Here is an 873-nt window from a genome sequence, read left to right as displayed (position 1 = left end):
AATCAGGGCGTTTTCCTTGAACTTAAATTTAAATAATTTAAAAGTGTTAATACTAGAGTTTTCGTTGTCTAGCGATGCGAACTAGCTTTATCGGCAATAAGCGAAAATTTTGTTAAGTCTGAGAAGCGACTTATCAAAATTTTAGTCTTATTGCTCAAAAGCTGAGCGAGTTCGCATAGCCTTTCTTGATTATTTATTCGCGCGTTTTTGGTACGTGCCTTCTTGTGTATTGATTTCCAGCATTTCGCCTTCTTCAATAAAGTCAGGAACGTTTACGACTAGGCCGGTTTCCATTGTTGCTGGTTTACCAGAACCTGTCACAGTAGCACCTTTAATTGATGGTTGTGTTTCAGCGACTTTTAGGACAACTGTTGTCGGAGGTGTTAATCCGATCACTTCGTCGCCGTAAAACTGAATTTTAACTTCCATATTTTCAAGGATGTATTTCATTTCTGCTTCGATCGTTGAAACTGGAATTTCATATTGTTCGTAAGTTTCAAGATCCATGAAGATTGCAACATCATCTTGGCTGTATAAGTATTGAACAGCTTTTGTTTCCATCATCGCTTTTTCGAATTTTTCTTCTGGACGGAAAGTTGTATCATACGTTGAACCTGTACGCACATCACGTAATTTCATCCGCATAACGGTATTTCCTTTACCTGGTTTGTGGTGGCTGGCTTCTAAAACTTTGATCAATTTTCCGTCTTGAATGAAAGTCATACCTGCACGTAAATCGCTTGCTGAAATCATTAATAAGCACTCCTCTTCTTATTTTATACGTTCGAATTCTGCTGCGTGAACATTCGTCCCTGCATGATTCTACTATAAAATGAACCTTTATTATTGTAGCAAATAACCCCTATACTTACT

At 37.6% G+C, this 873-nt stretch carries 1 protein-coding gene; it reads right to left on the bottom strand.

Annotation, left to right across the window (positions count from 1 at the left end; genetic code table 11):
* Positions 1–189 precede the first annotated feature (189 nt).
* A complete protein-coding gene (gene efp / locus A5875_RS00855) occupies positions 190–753 on the bottom strand; it encodes an elongation factor P (protein WP_088931858.1) in 564 nt (187 codons plus the stop codon).
* Positions 754–873: the final 120 nt, after the last annotated feature.

The organism is Enterococcus sp. 3H8_DIV0648, assembly GCF_002140655.1.
Classification (GTDB): Bacteria; Bacillota; Bacilli; order Lactobacillales; family Enterococcaceae; genus Enterococcus_A; species Enterococcus_A hulanensis.
Note: the sequence above shows the minus strand (reverse complement) of the source record. Positions and strands in the feature narration are given on the sequence as shown.

What these genes read in the sequence shown, in the direction of transcription:
- efp (WP_088931858.1), bottom strand. Translation starts at nt 753, where the DNA reads ATGATTTCAGCAAGCGATTTACGTGCAGGTATGACTTTCATTCAAGAC.